Annotated in this window: 14 protein-coding genes, 1 tRNA gene and 1 other RNA gene; 7 read left to right on the top strand and 9 right to left on the bottom strand. The window is 34.8% G+C overall.

What is annotated here, in order from left to right:
• The 3 genes from N2259_00650 to N2259_00640 all read left to right on the top strand — a co-directional run bounded on the left by N2259_00650 (position 1) and on the right by N2259_00640 (position 2,979).
• Positions 1 to 1,395, top strand: a complete 1,395-nt coding sequence (locus N2259_00650; GenBank protein ID MCX7778742.1) for a phosphomannomutase/phosphoglucomutase — start codon at positions 1 to 3, stop codon at positions 1,393 to 1,395.
• A gap of 118 nt (positions 1,396 to 1,513) precedes the next feature.
• Complete coding sequence (gene murI / locus N2259_00645) at positions 1,514 to 2,293, top strand: glutamate racemase (GenBank protein MCX7778741.1); 780 nt, start codon at positions 1,514 to 1,516, stop codon at positions 2,291 to 2,293.
• Between the two features lie 56 nt (positions 2,294 to 2,349).
• On the top strand, positions 2,350 to 2,979 hold the full coding sequence (locus tag N2259_00640; protein ID MCX7778740.1) for a thioredoxin family protein: 630 nt from the start codon (positions 2,350 to 2,352) through the stop codon (positions 2,977 to 2,979).
• A gap of 92 nt (positions 2,980 to 3,071) precedes the next feature.
• Here the strand turns inward: N2259_00640 and trpS are convergent, their stop codons facing one another.
• Complete coding sequence (gene trpS, locus N2259_00635; protein ID MCX7778739.1) at positions 3,072 to 4,049, bottom strand: tryptophan--tRNA ligase; 978 nt, start codon at positions 4,047 to 4,049, stop codon at positions 3,072 to 3,074.
• 24 nt (positions 4,050 to 4,073) lie between these two features.
• On the bottom strand, positions 4,074 to 5,753 hold the full coding sequence (locus N2259_00630; GenBank protein ID MCX7778738.1) for a ribonuclease J: 1,680 nt from the start codon (positions 5,751 to 5,753) through the stop codon (positions 4,074 to 4,076).
• 83 nt (positions 5,754 to 5,836) lie between these two features.
• Between N2259_00630 and nifS the strand changes: the two genes are divergently transcribed.
• The gene (gene nifS, locus N2259_00625) at positions 5,837 to 7,042 is read left to right on the top strand and encodes a cysteine desulfurase NifS (protein MCX7778737.1); all 1,206 of its coding nucleotides are present in this window, start codon (positions 5,837 to 5,839) and stop codon (positions 7,040 to 7,042) included.
• 48 nt (positions 7,043 to 7,090) lie between these two features.
• Positions 7,091 to 7,477 carry a Fe-S cluster assembly scaffold protein NifU gene (gene nifU, locus N2259_00620; GenBank protein MCX7778736.1) on the top strand — a complete coding sequence of 129 codons (387 nt, stop codon included), beginning with the start codon at positions 7,091 to 7,093 and terminating at the stop codon, positions 7,475 to 7,477.
• Positions 7,478 to 7,521: 44 nt separating this feature from the next.
• Here nifU and N2259_00615 read toward each other — a convergent pair whose 3' ends face one another.
• From N2259_00615 to smpB, 7 genes are all read right to left on the bottom strand, one after another.
• Positions 7,522 to 8,943, bottom strand: a complete 1,422-nt coding sequence (locus N2259_00615) for a hypothetical protein (protein ID MCX7778735.1) — start codon at positions 8,941 to 8,943, stop codon at positions 7,522 to 7,524.
• A 1,014-nt stretch (positions 8,944 to 9,957) separates the two neighbouring features.
• A tRNA-Asp gene (locus N2259_00610) sits at positions 9,958 to 10,033 on the bottom strand.
• A gap of 9 nt (positions 10,034 to 10,042) precedes the next feature.
• Positions 10,043 to 10,390, bottom strand: a complete 348-nt coding sequence (gene rplT / locus N2259_00605; protein ID MCX7778734.1) for a 50S ribosomal protein L20 — start codon at positions 10,388 to 10,390, stop codon at positions 10,043 to 10,045.
• 89 nt (positions 10,391 to 10,479) lie between these two features.
• Positions 10,480 to 10,668, bottom strand: a complete 189-nt coding sequence (locus tag N2259_00600) for a 50S ribosomal protein L35 (GenBank protein ID MCX7778733.1) — start codon at positions 10,666 to 10,668, stop codon at positions 10,480 to 10,482.
• 78 nt (positions 10,669 to 10,746) lie between these two features.
• On the bottom strand, positions 10,747 to 11,238 hold the full coding sequence (gene infC / locus N2259_00595) for a translation initiation factor IF-3 (protein MCX7778732.1): 492 nt from the start codon (positions 11,236 to 11,238) through the stop codon (positions 10,747 to 10,749).
• A gap of 67 nt (positions 11,239 to 11,305) precedes the next feature.
• Positions 11,306 to 11,681: a transfer-messenger RNA gene (gene ssrA, locus N2259_00590) on the bottom strand.
• Between the two features lie 13 nt (positions 11,682 to 11,694).
• Positions 11,695 to 12,150, bottom strand: coding sequence for an SsrA-binding protein SmpB (smpB, locus tag N2259_00585; GenBank protein ID MCX7778731.1), 456 nt, complete (start codon positions 12,148 to 12,150; stop codon positions 11,695 to 11,697).
• A 101-nt stretch (positions 12,151 to 12,251) separates the two neighbouring features.
• Here smpB and N2259_00580 point away from each other — a divergent pair, with 101 nt between their 5' ends.
• Both N2259_00580 and N2259_00575 read left to right on the top strand, forming a co-directional pair.
• The gene (locus N2259_00580; GenBank protein ID MCX7778730.1) at positions 12,252 to 13,442 is read left to right on the top strand and encodes a glycosyltransferase family 4 protein; all 1,191 of its coding nucleotides are present in this window, start codon (positions 12,252 to 12,254) and stop codon (positions 13,440 to 13,442) included.
• An 11-nt stretch (positions 13,443 to 13,453) separates the two neighbouring features.
• The gene (locus tag N2259_00575; protein ID MCX7778729.1) at positions 13,454 to 13,963 is read left to right on the top strand and encodes a hypothetical protein; all 510 of its coding nucleotides are present in this window, start codon (positions 13,454 to 13,456) and stop codon (positions 13,961 to 13,963) included.
• Positions 13,964 to 13,998: the final 35 nt, after the last annotated feature.

Raw genomic sequence — 13,998 nt, 5'->3', positions numbered from 1 at the left:
ATGTCTCAAATCAACCCAACAATTTTTCGCGAATATGACATTCGAGGTCGAGTTGATAAAGATTTAAATGAAGAAACGGTTAAAATTATTGGTCAAGGTTTTGGTACTTTTCTGGATCAAAAAAATATCAGGGAAGTAGTTGTTGGTTATGATGCTCGTGAATATTCTGAGAGATTAAAAAATTTTTTTGTAAGTGGTCTAGTGTCAACTGGTGTTAATATTACTGACGTGGGCATGACACTAACCCCGATTTTATACTTTGCTCAATATCATCTTAAAATTAAAGGCGTGGCCATGGTTACTGCCTCACATAATCCGAACGGTTGGAGTGGTTTTAAGTTGGGCTATGGTTTTTCTACTACTTTACTGCCGGAAGGAATTGAAGAACTTCGTCAGATTATCGAGAGAGGAGATTTTATTCAAAGAGTGGGTCAGATTAAGAAATATGAGAAAATTAATGAAGATTACAAAAATTATGTGTTAAAAAAAATCAAGATTAAAAGACCTTTAAAAGTGGTTGTTGATGCTGGCAATGGGACGGCTGGACCGATCGTTCCGCCAATTTTAAAAGAAGCCGGCTGTGAGGTTATCGAACAATATTGTGATTTAGACTTTTCCTTTCCTCATCATGAGCCAAACCCAACCCTTGTTGCAAGTTTAGAGGCATTAGCTAGAAAAGTGCGAGAAGTGAAAGCCGATTTAGGAATGGCCTTCGATGGTGATGGCGATCGTTTGGGTTGTGTCGATGAAAATGGAGAACCTGTTTGGCCAGATCAAATTTTGATTCTACTTTCTCGTCTCGTCCTAAAAAAAAGACCGGGCGCAAAAATTGTTTTTGACGTTAAATCAACTCGGGCTTTAGCTGAAGATATTAAGGCTCATGGAGGTGTGCCAGTAATGTGGAAAGTTGGACATTCTTATATTAAACAGAAAGCTCAAGAAGTTGATGCGGCTTTAGCTGGTGAACGGAGTGGTCATATTTTTTTTCGAGAAGATTATTACAGTTATGATGATGCCATTTACGCTGCCCTTAAATTGTTAGAATATCTATCAGAGGAAAAGAAAAAAATTTCTGAATTAGTTGCTCCGGCTCGTCGTTATGTAAATTCGCCAAATTGGCATGTTGACTGTCCTGATGAGATTAAATATCAGATAATTGAAAAATTGACTAAAGATTTTGAAGAAGAATTTGGTAAAGAAAAATTAATTACCATTAACGGAGTACGAGTTGAATTTGATGATGGTTGGGGGTTGGTGCGCGCCTCTTCTAATTTACCGGTTCTAGTTTTGGGCTTTGAAGCAACAAATGAAAAAAGGATGAGAGAAATTGAAGAAATTTTTAGAAAAAAATTAGAAAGATATCCTCAAATAGGAAAAAAATGGAGAAGTGGTTAAAAAGAATGAAGGATTCAATTTAATTTTAAAACAGTTTAATTTCTAATTATTCTAATGTTTAGTAAAGAAAATTTAAAAATCGAAGATTTTGAAATTAGAATCTGATGAGGTCATTTTTATGATTGGTGTTTTTGATTCAGGTATTGGCGGCTTAACAGTTGTTAAGAAGATATTTGAAATTTTACCCGAATATCAAATTCTATATTTTGGTGATACGGCTCGTACGCCCTATGGTGGTCGGGGTAAAGAAGTAATTGAAAAGTATGCCCGAGAAGCAGCTGATTTTTTAATTAAAAAAGGGGCCAAGATTATCGTTGTGGCTTGTAATACCGTTTCAGCCGTGGCTTATGAAAATTTAAAAAAGAATTTTTCACTACCAATTTTTGAAGTTGTAACACCAGCTGTCGAAAAAGCCGTCAAAATAACAAGAAACAAAAGAATTGGCGTCATCGGCACTCGAGCCACGGTTAATTCTCGAATTTATGAAAAGTTAATTCAGGAGAAGAATTCAGCTCTTAAAGTTTTCTCCCAAGCTGCCCCGCTGCTTGTTCCCTTAGTTGAAGAAGGTTGGCTGAAAAAAGCCGAGACAAAAAGGATTATTAAATCTTATCTTCATCCATTAAAGATGGCGCAAATTGATACTTTAATTATGGCCTGTACTCATTATCCTCTACTGCGCCACCAGATTCAATTAAAAATCGGCCGGCAAGTCAGACTCGTTGATCCGGGAGAGGAAGTAATTTTCAAATTAAAAGAATTTTTAGAAAAAAATTCAGAGATTGAAAAAAAAATAGTCAAAAGCCACAATCATCAATTTTTCGTTTCTGATTTAACACCAAAATTTCGTGAGGTTGCTTATCATTGGTTAGGACAGAAAATACAACTTCAGAGAACTTGACAAATTTTTTATTAATGTTAGAATAAAATCTTCTTTAATTTATTAACTTTAACTTTATGAACGGAGAACAAACAAAAAAGAAATTTTGGGAAGTTGTTTCGCCAAAAACGACTTTTATTTTCGGTATTATTACCGGAATTGCTCTTTTTGCTACCCTGAGTCTGGTTTATTCCTATACAGTAATGAATAAGATGAGAGCGGATATGGCTTTAGAAAATAAAGCAACTGGTGCTTTAAGTGAAACACCAAACCAACCCACACCACAAGAACCTTCAGGAACACCAGTCGGTTCCTTTATTGATACCGGCAAACCAGTTTGTAAGAAAGACGGTAAACCAATTGTCAGACTTTTTACCACTAGTTGGTGTCCTCATTGTCAATGGATAAAAGAAACCTTTGATAAGGTGGCAAAAGAGTATGTTCAAAAGAAAAAAATCATTGCCTATCACTGGCAACTAGATAAAGGCCAAGAAGATGACACTTTAACTCCGCAAAAGGAAGGTTCAGTCCCCGAGACAGAGATGAATGTTTTTCAAGAATTTAATCCTTATGGTTCGATCCCAACCTTTGTTTTTGGCTGTCGTTATTATCGGATTGGCAATGCTTATGAAAGAGAGGGTGCGGCAGGTTTGCCAAAAGAAGAAAAAGAATTTCGTGACTTAATTGAGAAACTTTTGAAGGGATAAAAGATTGATAAAAAGATCAATATAGATAGTATAAAAAAGATCGCCATATTTTTGGCGATCTTTTTGTTATTTAATTTCTTTTTTTATCTCATTTATCTCAAACCGATTTTTTTCTTAACTTCATTGAGTGTTTCCGAAGCAATTTTCTTAGCTCGTTGAGCACCGTCAGCTAAAATTTTATTTATTAGGCCTTGATTTTTCGATAATTCGAGATATTTTTTTCTAAATGGCGCTAATTCTTTGGCAATGTTTTCAGCCAAAATTTTTTTACATTCTAAACAACCGACTTGAGCGGTGCGGCATTTTTTAGCCATCTCTCTTTTTATTTTTTCCTCAGTAAATAATTCGTGCAAACTATAAAGATTACATTTTTTGGGCTCGCCAGGGTCTGTTCTTCTTTTTCTGGCCGGGTCAGTAACAGCAATAGAAAGTTTTTTCCAGATTATTTCTGGTGGATCAACTAAAGCAATACCCTCATCACCAGTCTTACTCATTTTTTTTGTTGGATCCTTTAAACTCATTACTCGCGGCGCCTTAGTAAGAACTACTTTTGGTTCAGGAAAGGTTGGGCCAAAGATTTTGTTGAATTTTCTCGCAATGGTCCGTGTTAATTCTACGTGTTGAACTTGGTCTTCGCCAACTGGCACTAATTCTGCCTTATAAAGTAAAATATCAGCCGCCATTAAAACTGGATAATCAAGTAGACCGATATTTACCGATTCGGGGTGTTGCTTTGATTTTTCTTTAAATTGGGTCATTCTTTTTAATTCGCCAATCGGTGTGATGCTGTTGAAAATCCAGGCCAATTCTGTTACTTCCGGAACTTCTGATTGGATAAAAATAATTGATTTTTTTGGGTCGAGACCAGCGGCTAAATAACTGACGGCTAAATCAAAAATCTTCTTTTTCATTTTTTTTGGTTCAAAAGGAGTGGTAATGGCATGATAATCAACAATACAAAAAAGACACTCATATTGATTCTGTAGAGCTAGCCAATTTTTTAATGCGCCGAGGTAGTTGCCTAAATGCAACTCACCACTTGGCCGCATACCAGAAAAAACACGAGGCATAAGTTTTTATTCAATAATAATAAATTATATCTCAATCACTATAGGCAAAATCATTGGTCGGCGACCAGTTTTGGAAAAAAGGAAATCGCCGATCTGATTGCGAAGTTTATTTTTTAATGGCTCCCAATCAATAATTTTTGCTTGCGATTTGAGATATTTTTTGGTAATTTTTTTGATTTTATTTTTTGTTTCTTTAATTAATTTTTCTGATTCTTTGAGAAAAACAAAACCTCGCGAGACAACTTCTAAATGATTAATAATCTTTCTTTTTCTCTCAGTTAATAAGATAATAACAAAAATTCCGGCCTTTGACAAAGTTTTGCGATCGCGTAAGACGACATGTTTAATATCGCCAACTCCCAGACCGTCAACCAGAATAGCCTCATTTGGTGCTTTGTTTTTAATGAGGCGAGCAATTTTATTTTGATCGATTTCTAAACAATCACCATTATTTAAAATAAAAATATTTTCTGGAGACAAACCAACTTCCTGAGCGATTTCCGCATGAGCAACTTGCATATAATGTTCACCATAAGCTGGGACAAAATATCGAGGTTTAATTAAAGAAAGAATCAACCTCAAGTCATCCCGTTGAGCATGACCAGAGGCATGAATACCAAAAAGTGGTTCGTAGATTACTTTGGCGCCGTGATCAACAAGGTTATTCATTAAATCATGAATAGCCCTTTCATTACCAGGAATTGGCGAAGAAGAAAAAATAACCGTATCGCCCTTTTTAATTTTAACAAAACGATGTTTGCCAATAGAAATGCGAGAGAGGGCGGAATTTTCCATTCCCTGTGAGCCGGAAGCAAGGACAACAATTTTTTCCGGCGAAATTTTTTTCATTTGATGGGGCCAAATTAAAGTTTCTGGTTTGACTTTTAAATAACCAAGCTCAATGGCAACCCGACAAGTTTTCTCCATAGCTAGACCAGCGATGACGACCCGCCGACCATATTTTTCTGCCACCTTGATTAATTCTTGGATACGAGTGATAAGGGTGGAGAAGGTAGTAAAAATAATCCGGCCCTTGATTTTCGAAAAAAGGTTATCAATCATTGTTGCGACTTGTTGTTCGGAAACGGTTTTGCCAGGCTCGGCGGCGTTGACACTGTCAGAAAGAAGAACCAAGATTTCTTGTTTACCTAGATTTTTAATTTTTTCTAAATCAATTGGTTTTTGATCCGTTGGTGTTAAATCAATTTTAAAATCACCGGTGTGGACAACTTTGCCAACCGGTGTTTCAAAAACAATACCCATCGAATCAGGAATATTATGATTAACATGGAAAAAAGAAAGGCGGAAGTTTTTAAATTCTAAAACTGAATCAAGGTTAACTCTCTTTAACCTTACTTTCTTTTCTAAATTAAACTCTTCTAAGCGTTCACCAATTAATCCAATAGTAAGGGGCAGGCCGTAAATGGGTGGATAGCCAATCTCAGAAATTATATAAGGAATAGCGCCAATGTGGTCAAGATGACCGTGACTAATGACAATAGCTTTTATTTTTTCTTTATTTTTTTTCAAATAACTAACATCAGGAATAATATAATCAACACCTGGTGTCTCTTCGGTTGGAAAATCAAGTCCGAGGTCGAGAACAATGATTTCTTGGCCGTATTCAAAAACGGTGCAGTTTTTGCCAACCTCTTCTGAACCGCCTAAGGGAATAATTTTTAAAGTTTGTGGAGGGTTTTTCATCTATTTATTTTATATTATATCATCTTGACTTTTAAAAAGAAAGAGGATAAAATAGAAAAATATAAGCTTTCAAATTTTGTTTTATGAAAATAAAAGTTTATTTCGATAATGCGGCAACTACACCACTAGATAAGAGAGTTTTGGTCGCAATGTTGCCGTATTTGAAAAAAAAATATGGTAACGCTTCAACTATTTATTTATTAGGACAAGAAGCTAAGGAGGCCATTGAAAAATCCCGCGAAATAATAGCTAATTTTATTAGCGCTAAAAAAGAGGAAATTATTTTTACTAGTGGTGGGACTGAGTCCAATAATTTAGCCATTAAAGGAGTGGCTTTAGCCAACGAAAAATTTGGTCAGCATATTATTACTTCACAAATTGAACATCACGCCGTTTTAGAGCCTTGTCATTGGTTAGAAAAAAGAGGGTTTAAAATTACTTATCTGCCAGTGGATAGGAATGGCTTGGTTAATCTCAATGAAGTCGAAAAAGCCATCACTAATGAAACAATTTTAATTTCAATAATGCAGGCTAATAATGAAATCGGAACGATTCAGCCGATTGCAGAAATTGGGAAAATAGTTAAGAAAATTAGAGCCAGAAGGTATGAAATAGGTATCAAAATACCAATTTACTTTCATACGGACGCTGTTCAAAGTTTTGGTCACCTACCAATTAATGTTGATGAGTTGGGAGTTGATTTACTTTCTGCCTCAGCCCACAAATTATATGGACCAAAGGGTATTGGACTACTCTATCTTCGTCGGGGCGTAAAAATTGAACCACTCTTACATGGTGGTGGACATGAACAAGGAATTCGTTCTGGGACCGAAAACGTTGCCGGCATTGTTGGCTTTGCCAAAGCCGTTGAATTGGCCCGAGAGACAATGAATGAAGAATATCAAAAATTAATCCAGTTAAAAGAAAAAATGATCAAGGGTATTTTTGAAAAAATTAAAGATGTTCGTCTTAATGGCCATCCCCATCTACGCCTGCCAAATAATCTTAATTTTTCCATTGAGGGTGTTGAGGGCGAAGCAATGGTTCTTGCCTTAAATGAGGTTGGTATCGCTGCCTCAACTGGTTCAGCCTGTTCATCGAAAAGTCTTCGCCCATCACATGTTTTAAAAGCGATCGGGCTTTCCGATGCAGAAGCGCATTCTTCTTTACGTCTAACCTTAGGCCGGTTTACTAAAGAGAGAGAGATTAATTATTTTTTGAAAATTTTCCCCCAGATAATAAAAAAATTGCGTTCAATCTCTCCTTTTTATAAAAAAATTAACCAATAACCAATAACCAAATAACCAAATAACTAATAACTAATAACTAATCTTTATATGGCTTACTATAGTGATAAAATAATGGACCATTTTCGCAAACCTCGTAATTTTGGCGAAATGAAAGAGGCTGATGGGGTAGGTGAAGTAGGTAATAAAGCCTGTGGCGACGTCATGAAACTTTTCATCAAGGTTAAGGATAATGTAATTACCGAGGCAAGTTTTATGACCTTTGGCTGTGCCGCCGCTATTGCCACCAGTTCAATTTTGACGGAAATGATTAAAGGAAAAACTTTAGATGAAGCTTTAAAAATATCTAATCAAGCCGTGGCTGAACAAGCCGGTGGTTTGCCGCCCCAGAAAATTCATTGTTCGGTTTTGGCTGAACAGGCACTTCGGGCAGCAATTGAAGATTATCAAAAGAAAAAAAATAAAAATTTTAGCTAAAATAAAAAATGATTAATCAATTCATCTTTTTATTTTTCAAAAAATTATTCTCTCACCGTAAACTCAAAAATTTGTGAAGGGGCTGAAACAATTGATTCGGCACCGGCCTTTTTAGCAATGGCGTATAAGCTGTGTTGGCCTAAAGACAAAGTTGGAAGAGTAAGATAAAAATTGTCCATTTCTTTTCCCTTTTGAATTTTTGCTTGACCAACCGATTGATTATCAACAAAAACTTCGACCACCGAGCCGCTTTTAACGAGACCGGTAACTAAAGGATTTTTAGTTTTAATCGTTAATTTATTGGCTCGCATCACATAAGGGATTTCTCCTAAACGATGAATGATGGGAGCAGGATACGGTTTAATTCTAAAACTCACCAACTCGTTAGCACAAAGACTTTGGTCAAGCGGATTGACAGCTACGATTTTTAAACGATGAAAGTTTAGTTGATCCGTAGATGGAACAATTGTTCCTTTTGGTTTAAAATAAAAATTTGCAATGCCCGAATCCTCTCCTTCCTTGACCACTGCTTTGCCAATTGATTGATTATCAACATAAATCTCAACCCGATTTCCATATTTTACTAGGCCAGTAATTAACGGTTGATAATCTTCTAGGGTAATTTGATATGGGCCGCGTGAGAGATCTTTATATTGACCAAAACGATGAATTGTTGGTCTAATACAACCAAAGGGACTAAAACCAATTTTTTCTGGTGGCCGAGGGCTGTTAGAACATTCTGTGCCATGCCACCAACAACCACGGTTGAAACACGTTGTTTCATTATTGAATTGAGCACAATTGATGGGCGGTGGGTTATTGAAACAGGCGGAATTATACCACCAGCAACCATAATTAAGACAAGTTAGACGATCGGTAAAACGAGGACAATTTTGTGAGATTGATTCGTCAAAAGAAATAGTAAAGGATTTACGAAACCAACCATCATCAGGAGCTTGACCCAAGATTGACGCTCCCCATCCACCAAATGGAGTTGAACCAGTACGCCAAGAGCTGTCGTCATAATAAGGATGAAACCAGGTTCGGCCATAACTATCAATCGATGGTGGAGTAGTTTTACCACTTTGACCAAAATATTTCCAATCACCGCTTCGACTAGCGATGATCGTCTGGGAATCAACTTTCAATTCGAGATCAAAATAACCAATACCTGTTCCTGGATTACCATCACCATTACTGACCCGACAGGCTAAGAGATTGCGACCACTCTGAAGATAGTTTTTTACATTAATTTCTTTATTCCAATAACGATGCGTTTGTGGTTCGCTAAGGGTGTTAATAACTTCAAGATTATTAAGATAACACTGGACCCCGTCATTGTGAGCAATTCTTAAAGTGGCAGTGGTGATGGCTTGAGCGGCTTTCGGTAAAAAAAATAATAGGGGGACAAAGCAGCCCAAAGAAAGACCAAAAATAATAAAATTTTTAATTTGATTATTTTTCATCTTAATTTAAGATAACATTTTTTATTTTTTTGTCAAGACCCTTGACAAAATTTTTAAAAATTGCTATTATTTTCATAATAAAAAACTGTCTTCATTCTTCTGCCTGTCAGTGGCGAAACTGGGAGCCCTCCTTACCAGGAAGTAGCCAAAGTTAAGGTTGATTCGCCGTGTGCGAAGTAGGCCTTACGCTGGCAGGCAGAAGAATGGGGATTTTATTTTTGAAAGTGATATAATTTAAATATGTTTTTTCATTCTTACTTACCAAATCCTGTTCTCTTGCGCATTGGGTCATTGACGATTTACTGGTATGGCTTTTTTATTTTTTTAGCTTTCTGGTTAGGATTTTTTCTTACTCTTAAATTAGCTGAAGAGAAGGGCATAAAAAAAGAAATAATAATTAATTTAATTTTTTGGCTTTTTATTTTTAGTTTAATTGGCGCCCGTTTGTATCATGTTATTTTAGAGATCAATTATTATTGGCAGAATCCTTTAGAAATTTTATTTTTCTGGCAAGGGGGCTTGGGAATTTTTGGCGCCATGATTTTTGGCTTTTTATTTTTATATTTTTATAGTCGAAAATATCATTTTAATCTTTGGACTTTACTTGATCTATTTTCGCCAGCCGTTGCTTTAGGTATCGCCATTATTCGTTGGGGCAATTATTTCAACCAAGAAATCTATGGTTTGCCAACCGATTCTTTTTTGAGAATCCCGATTAGTCTAGAGAATCGTTTACCTGGTTTTGAGCGCTATGATTTTTTTCAGCCTTTATTTTTTATTGAGTCAATTTTTTGTCTTTTTGTCTTTTTGTTTTTAATTTTGAGAATAAAAAAAAGCCAAATCAGTGGTTCAACTTTTATTTCCTTGGCTCTTTTTTATTCCACCTTTCGCTTTTTTATTGAATTTTTACGAATTGATCCACAACCGATAATTTTTGATTTAAGATTTGGACAAATAATCAGTCTATTGATTTTTATCACTGTCTTTTTCGGTGGTTGGATGACAATAAAAAAACGGGCCCGACCGGATTTGAACCGGCGATCTTCGCCGTGACAGGGCGACGTGTTAAACCTGACTACACCACGGGCCCAAAAAATTTTTATTTTTTTATTTCTTCAACAATCTTTTTAAAAATTTCCGGATAAAATTCAGCTAGTTGAGCCAAAATTTTTCTATCCAATTCAATTTTTGCCTTTTTAAGTAAAGCAATAAATTTAGAGTAGGTTAAACCCAATTCTCGACAAGCGGCATTGATTTTGATCTGCCAGAGTTTTCTAAATTCTCTTTTTTTTCTTTTTCGATCACGATAGGCATAAACACCTGCTTTTAGAGCAGCCACTTTAGCTAATTTAATCAACCTTTTTCTTCCCCAACGATAACCCTTAACTCTTTTTAAGAGTCTTTTTCTTTTTTTAAGATGACTTTTTCCTCGTTTAACCCTCGCCATGTTTATAATCTTTGGTTAAGTTTTATCTATTAATTAATTTTATTAAAAATAAGAGTAAGGTAAAAAAACCGATAACCAACCCTTTCGCACTATTTCATTTTCATGATCTTTAAAATAGTTTTTTTATAAACTGGTGAAATTTTTTTTCTTTTTCTTTTAACTAAGATATATTTTCCTCTTTTTTTTGTTCGAAAATGATCAAGGCCAGTACTTTTATGGACAATTTTACCCCTTTTAGTTAATTTAAATCTTTTAGCGATTGATTGATAAGTTTTCATATGTCGTGATAAGTATGAATAGCAGAGAAGAATTTCTGCAAATACATTTGTAAAATTAATGGTAAATTTTATTGAAAATTAGCGAGAAATAAGAACGGTCAATCGGTCACCTTGTCTAACAAGCGGTTGTTCAATTTTAATTTCTCCTAAACCTTTAATAAATTCATCAATAATTTTTTTGGCCAAATCAAAATGAGTCTTTTCTCGGCCCCTTAAAACCAGTTCAATTTTTACCCTTTGACCAGCCTCTAAAAATTTCAAAACCTGCTTTTTCTTTACCTCTAAGTCATGTCTGCCTACTCTTAAAGAAAGTCTTAATCCTTTAATTTCCTGTTTTCTCTTTTTGATACTTCTTTCTTTTTTCTTTGTTTCATAAAGGAACTTACCAAAGTCAACAATTCTAACAACTGGCGGCGTTTCTTTTGGTGAAATTTCTACTAAATCAAGATTTTTTTGTTGAGATAAACGCCGCGCCTCTTCGATACTAAAAACACCTAAATGTTTACCTTCCTCGTCGATGAGGCGTACTTTCGGTGCCGTAATTTGGTTGTTTAGACGATAATACTTCACTACAAGTAAAATTAAAAATACAAATAAAAAATTAAAAAATATTTTTAAATTATTTTAACAAAATATGTGGTGGAGATGGCGGGCTTCTCACCCACGTCAAGGAGAAGAAAACTGAGAACTTCTACTTTCATAGTCTGGTTATCTCTTTAGTTCGGAAGTGAAAACCAGACAAAACCTTCCGAAACCTAGTCTGATTCTTGTCGACATTTTGACTCAGACAGTCAAAATGTCCAATTCTGCTTGCTCCGCTCTTTATTTTTAGCGGAACTTGATTTAATACTTTGACCTAATAGCAGAAATTTTAGATCAAAGTCGGTTACTTAATTTTTAAGCAACCGCATAAGCATATTGATTGGCATCTATAATTGACGAGAACATTCTCGGCGCTCTCAACCGGAAAGCCATTCTACAGTTTCCTTTCCTTTCGATTTTATTACATCCCCGTCATTACTTTCTTTAGATTTTATATTTTAATTCTTCTTTAATTTTTCTTTCCAATTCTCTTTTCTTTATCTCCTCTCGCTTGTCGAACTTTTTCTTACCTCGCCCTAAACCAATTTCAATTTTAATAAAACCATGTTTATTATACACTTTTAAAGGTATTATTGTCAAGCCCTTCATTTTTGTCTTACCAATCAAAGAGGCAATCTCTTTTTTCTTAAGGAGTAATTTTCGTGGTCTCGATGGTTGATAATTTTCTTGATCACCTTTGGCTGGTGGATAAGGAGCAATGTTAAGATTAGTTAACCAAGGAATACTGCTTTTGTCAAGGGTAACATAACTACCTGTCAGATCAATTTTCCCGGCTTTAACCGATTTCACCTCTGGACCGGTTAGAACAATACCTGCTTCATAGGTTTCCAAGATTTCATAATTATGATATGCTTTTTTATTGATAGTAATTAATTTCATAAACAAGACATCATCAAAAAAGCTGTTTTCCACAATTATATCATTTCCCCCTTTTTGCGGAAGTAGTATAATAAATAAAAATCTCTTATAAAAATCATTTTATGAGAATCGGTATTGATTGTCGCACAATTTTAAATCCAGAAAAAGGAGAGGCGGGTGGCGTTGGACACTATGTTTATCAATTATTAAGACACCTTTTAAAAATTGATCAGCAAAACGAATATGTTTTATTTTTTGACCATCGGATTAAAAAGAAAAAAATAAAAAAATTTAGCCAAAAGAATGTAAAATTTGTTTTTTATCCCTTTTTTCTTTACAAAAAATATATCATTAAACCAATCTCTCTTTATCTTTTTGAGGCAATTTTAAAAAAAGAACGACTTGACCTTTTTCATCTTCCAACCGTTCCACATTCACCCCAAAAATTGGATATTAAAACAGTTGTTACTGTCCATGACCTTGCTTTTTTGAGACTGCCAAATTTATTTTCTAAAAAAGATGTTGAAAAAAAAGAAAAAGAGCTTTTGTCGTTTCTTCCTCGCGTCGAAAAAATTATTACCGTTTCACACTCGACAAAGAGAGATTTAGAAGAAATTTTAAAAATTCCTTCAGAAAAAATTAATGTTATTTATCACGGACTTGATCAGAGATTTTTCCAGAAATTAGGACAAGAAGCTGTTCAGAAAGCAAAAGAGAAGTATAAGATCAAAAATGATTACTTTCTTTTTCTTTCACCCCTTGAGACGAGGAAAAATATCTGTCGTCTTATTTCTTCTTTCGAGTCTTTTAAGGAAAAGGTTAAAAAGACACCAGGAAAATTCCCCCCAAATTTTCAAGATATTCAATTAGTTCTCATTGGCAAGGCCGGTTCAGCTAAGAGTAAGATAAAATCTAAGGTTAAAAAATCTCTCTATAAAAAAGATATTATTCTGACCGGTTATATTCCAGCCGAAGATGTAAATGCTTTATTGGAAGGGGCAAAAGTTTTTATTTTTCCGTCTCTTTATGAAGGTTTTGGCCTACCAGTTATTGAAGCAATGGCTAAAGGGGTGCCGGTTATTACCAGCCAACTCTCCTCACTACCAGAAATTGTTGGTGAAGGCAATGCTGTTTTTGTTAATCCTTACCGTATTTCTGAAATTACTCAAGCATTAATTGATTTATTAGTTGATGAGGAAAAACAGCAGAGGTTGAGAAAGAGAGCTTTCTTAAAGGCACAAGAATATCGATGGGAAAGGACTGCTGAAGAAACACTGAAAACCTATCAAAGTTTAATTTCTTTCAATAAATAACCATTAATTTTATGATTGAAAAAGAAAATTATCAAGAATCAAAAATTTCTCATTTAGAGAATGAGGTATCATCGGGCTTTCTGGAAAAATTAAAAAAAATTTCTGTCTTTAAAGAGAAGCTTCAACCATTTAAAATCTTTAAACTCTTCATTCTGCTGATTTTAGTTATTTTATTAGGAGTCTTGATTTTGGAAAATTCTTCTGTTTTTTCCGGCTTAAGAGGTAAAAAAAATAGCTGGCAGGCGGTTTTTTTGTCAAACGGTCAGGCTTATTTCGGTTTGATCGCTAAAGAAACAAAAGATGTTTTAGTTTTGAAAAAAGTTTATTATCTTCAGTTTGCTCAAAAACAGTCAGAGGGGCAAGATGGTTCGCCTCAACTCTCGATCGTTAAATTGGGCCAGGAGCCACACGGTCCCGAAGACGAGATGCGAATTAATAAAGAACATATTATTTTCGTTGAAGATTTAAAATCCGATTCAGAAGTGGTTAGAGCCATAGAAAATTTTGAAAAGAAGAGATAAAATTTCTAGCTTATAATTAGAATAGAAATTAAATC

This window comes from Patescibacteria group bacterium (assembly GCA_026417895.1).
Classification (GTDB): domain Bacteria; phylum Patescibacteriota; class Patescibacteriia; order UBA2591; family CALHIP01; genus CALHIP01.
Note: the sequence above shows the minus strand (reverse complement) of the source record. Positions and strands in the feature narration are given on the sequence as shown.

Coding starts and splice junctions, on each gene's coding strand:
- rplT (MCX7778734.1), bottom strand. CDS start 10,390: ATGGCGAGGGTTAAACGAGGAAAAAGTCATCTTAAAAAAAGAAAAAGA.
- N2259_00575 (MCX7778729.1), top strand. CDS start 13,454: ATGATTGAAAAAGAAAATTATCAAGAATCAAAAATTTCTCATTTAGAG.
- nifU (MCX7778736.1), top strand. CDS start 7,091: ATGGCTTACTATAGTGATAAAATAATGGACCATTTTCGCAAACCTCGT.
- N2259_00615 (MCX7778735.1), bottom strand. CDS start 8,943: ATGAAAAATAATCAAATTAAAAATTTTATTATTTTTGGTCTTTCTTTG.
- N2259_00580 (MCX7778730.1), top strand. CDS start 12,252: ATGAGAATCGGTATTGATTGTCGCACAATTTTAAATCCAGAAAAAGGA.
- N2259_00630 (MCX7778738.1), bottom strand. CDS start 5,753: ATGAAAAACCCTCCACAAACTTTAAAAATTATTCCCTTAGGCGGTTCA.
- smpB (MCX7778731.1), bottom strand. CDS start 12,150: ATGAAATTAATTACTATCAATAAAAAAGCATATCATAATTATGAAATC.
- N2259_00600 (MCX7778733.1), bottom strand. CDS start 10,668: ATGAAAACTTATCAATCAATCGCTAAAAGATTTAAATTAACTAAAAGG.
- murI (MCX7778741.1), top strand. CDS start 1,514: ATGATTGGTGTTTTTGATTCAGGTATTGGCGGCTTAACAGTTGTTAAG.
- trpS (MCX7778739.1), bottom strand. CDS start 4,049: ATGCCTCGTGTTTTTTCTGGTATGCGGCCAAGTGGTGAGTTGCATTTA.
- N2259_00640 (MCX7778740.1), top strand. CDS start 2,350: ATGAACGGAGAACAAACAAAAAAGAAATTTTGGGAAGTTGTTTCGCCA.
- N2259_00650 (MCX7778742.1), top strand. CDS start 1: ATGTCTCAAATCAACCCAACAATTTTTCGCGAATATGACATTCGAGGT.
- nifS (MCX7778737.1), top strand. CDS start 5,837: ATGAAAATAAAAGTTTATTTCGATAATGCGGCAACTACACCACTAGAT.